This is a genomic window from Protofrankia sp. CiT1, from assembly GCF_917627335.1.
GTDB lineage: Bacteria > Actinomycetota > Actinomycetes > Frankiales > Frankiaceae > Protofrankia.
Genome location: NZ_CAKJTP010000280.1, coordinates 1 through 2,837, shown reverse-complemented (window position 1 = coordinate 2,837; position 2,837 = coordinate 1). Strand labels below are relative to the sequence as shown.

General features: G+C 67.1%; 3 protein-coding genes. 2 read left to right on the top strand and 1 reads right to left on the bottom strand.

Translation table 11 applies throughout. The annotated features are described in order from the left end of the window. A partial coding sequence (locus MJ785_RS21495) for a MarR family winged helix-turn-helix transcriptional regulator (RefSeq protein ID WP_239382663.1) occupies window positions 1-474 on the top strand: 474 nt, incomplete at its 5' end. An 81-nt stretch (window positions 475-555) separates the two neighbouring features. On the opposite strand, the gene MJ785_RS21490 is transcribed toward MJ785_RS21495, so the two are convergent. Then, complete coding sequence (locus MJ785_RS21490) at window positions 556-996, bottom strand: gamma-glutamylcyclotransferase (protein WP_239311394.1); 441 nt, start codon at window positions 994-996, stop codon at window positions 556-558. A 236-nt stretch (window positions 997-1,232) separates the two neighbouring features. On the opposite strand from MJ785_RS21490, the gene MJ785_RS21485 reads away from it, so the two are divergent. Next, window positions 1,233-2,675 carry an NAD(P)H-quinone dehydrogenase gene (locus tag MJ785_RS21485; RefSeq protein ID WP_239311402.1) on the top strand — a complete coding sequence of 481 codons (1,443 nt, stop codon included), beginning with the start codon at window positions 1,233-1,235 and terminating at the stop codon, window positions 2,673-2,675. Window positions 2,676-2,837 lie beyond the last annotated feature (162 nt).

Below are 2,837 nucleotides of genomic sequence, written 5' to 3'. Positions count from 1 at the left end.
GAGCGTGTTTTTTATGCTTTTGTTCGTTTTGGGCCAGCCTGGGTGCGCTATCTTCAGGCCACTGTCGGTCTCGATGGTGTGAGTCCGGCTGGTGTGCGGCTGCTGTCGGCTTTGCGACACCATCCGCATCCGCCCATCATGCGTGATCTTGTTGATGATCTCGGAACGACAGCTCGGGCCATCACCGGGCTTGTCGACACCCTTGAGCACGAAGGCCTGGTCCGCCGCGCCCGCCATCCGCGGGATCGCCGGGCGACGCTCATCACCCTGACAAGCAAGGGTGAACGCGTCGTGGACAGGGTCGGTCGCGAACACGTCGAACGCGCTTCGACGCTGTTCGATGTGCTGTCCGCGCAAGATCAGGCCGACCTCGTGCGCATCCTCGGGCTGCTGAGCGACGAGCTGGCCGCGCGTGGGCAGACTGTCCAGCAGCAGGAACCGGCGTTGCGCTCCGCTCCGATCGACAACTCGTAGGCGACGGGGCGAGCCCGGGGCCCCTCACGCCATCGCTCCCCAGCCTCGCTCCTTGCTCCACGCACTTGCCGCTGGGCGCTCTTACGCGGTTGGGCGCATGCGTAGCTGGGCGACGTAGTCGGCCGGAGCACCGGCTCGCTCCGCCGCGTCGGCCATGATCGATACGTACCGTTTGGACGGCAGCCCGCCTTCGTAGGCGTCCAGGACGTACGCCCAGGCAAGCGCGTCGCCGTCCAGGGTGGAAACGCGCACGCGGATGCGGGTGTAGAGGCCGGCGTCGGCGCCCTCCCACACGTCGAGCTGCCGCAGATCACGCCGGTCGATGTCGTAGAGCATCACGTAGACATGGGAGCCGGGGGACTCGACGATAGTGGCGAGCGCGCCTTCCCAGCCGACGTCCTCGCCACCGAAGGTGAGTCTCCAGCCGTGTATCCAGCCGGTCCCGATGACCGGAGCGTGTGGTGCACGTTCCTTCATCTGGGCCGGATCGAGGTTGCTGCCGTAGGCGGCGTACATGGTCATGGCGTACGCCTCTCGCGGGCTCTTTCGTCGCGGCCATCGCGGCCGGGGTGACGGCGTATCTCAAGGATCTCCACTGGCGCCTACCGTACCCACGTTCTCCCCGACTGTGCTGACGCACCGGGCCGGCGGGTTACCTTTCCCTGATTGTACGAAAGTCGGTCCGATCCCAGTGGTACGGCGCGCGGCAGGAGGCAAGATAGCTGATGGGAACGCCGCCCACGGAAGGGAGCGCGCACGTGCCGCGAATTGTCATCCTTGGAGGGGGGCCCGGTGGGTATGAGGCGGCCCTTGTCGGAGCTGAGCTGGGGGCATTTGTCACACTCATCGATGCGGATGGGATGGGCGGTGCCTGCGTCCTTACTGACTGTGTTCCATCGAAGGCCCTGATCGCCACATCGGCGGCGATGACGGCCCTGGCCGCGGCGCCCTCGCTCGGTGTCCGGCTGCGAGACGGCGGTTTCGTGCTGCCGGAAGCGGGCTGGGATGCCATGGCGGCACCCGGTTGTGAGCTGCCTGCCGGTGCTGGTGTGGACATCGAGCGGGTCTACGCCCGGGTACGGGGGCTTGCCCAGGCGCAGTCCCGTGACATCGAGACCCGACTGGAAAAAGAGGCCGTCCGGGTTGTGCACGCCCGCGGGCGGCTGGTCGGTCCGCATGTCGTCGAGATCGATTCTGGTGAGGCGTTCTTCGGCGACATCATGTTGATCGCCACCGGTGCGTCGCCGCGGATCGTGCCGACCGCGATACCTGACGGTGAGAGAATTCTCACCTGGCGCCATCTCTACGACCTCGACAGGCTGCCCGAACATCTGATCGTGGTCGGTTCCGGCGTCACCGGCGCCGAGTTCGCCAGCGCCTACCGGGCGCTCGGTGCGCAGGTGACACTCATCTCCTCCCGCGACCGGGTGCTGCCTGGGGAGGATCCCGACGCGGCCCGGGTCCTGGAGGATGTGTTCGGGCGCAGGGGTGTCACGGTGCTGGGCTGCTCCCGGGCGGCAGCGACCCGCCGGGTCGCCGACGGTGTGGAGGTCGAACTCGAGGACGGCAGGATCATCAGTGGCAGCCACGTCCTGATGGCCGTCGGTTCGGTGCCGCGCACATCGGAGATCGGTCTGACCGACGTCGGGATACGCCTGAACACGACCGGCCATATCGAGGTCGACCGGATGTCGAGGACATCGGTGCCGGGGGTCTACGCCGCTGGTGACTGTACCGGGGTGCTGCCGCTGGCGTCCGTCGCCGCCATGCAGGGCAGGATCGCCATGTGGCACGCGCTCGGTGAGGCGGTCACCCCACTGCGGCTGGGTACCGTGTCGTCGAACATCTTCACCGAGCCGGAGATCGCGACCGTCGGCATCTCCCAACGGATGATCGAGTCAGGCGCGGTCGCGGCGCATACGACGATCCTCCCGCTTGCCCGGAACCCGCGGGCGAAGATGGAGGCCGTCACGGACGGTTTCGTCAAGCTGTTCTGTCGGCCTGGCAGCGGCAGCGTTCTGGGTGGGGTTGTCGTAGCGCCCCGGGCGTCAGAACTGATCTTCCCGGTGTCGCTGGCGGTCGCCAACGGCCTGACCGTCGACCAGGTTGCCCACACGTTTGCGATCTACCCATCGGTCTCCGGGTCGTTGTCCGAAGCCGCGCGGATCGCCATGCCCCGGGACCTGTTCGCCAGTTTCTAGGGCTTGCTCGGTCGATCAACACGCATGACGGTCGACCGAGCGTGCCCTGGTGGCCCAAAGCCGCCGCGGTGACGCGGCCAGGAGCCGCCTGGACGCGGCTCACTGATCGAAAGCCCGATCTCAAACACGCTCTAAGAGCGCCCGGCAATAGGGGCGTGGATC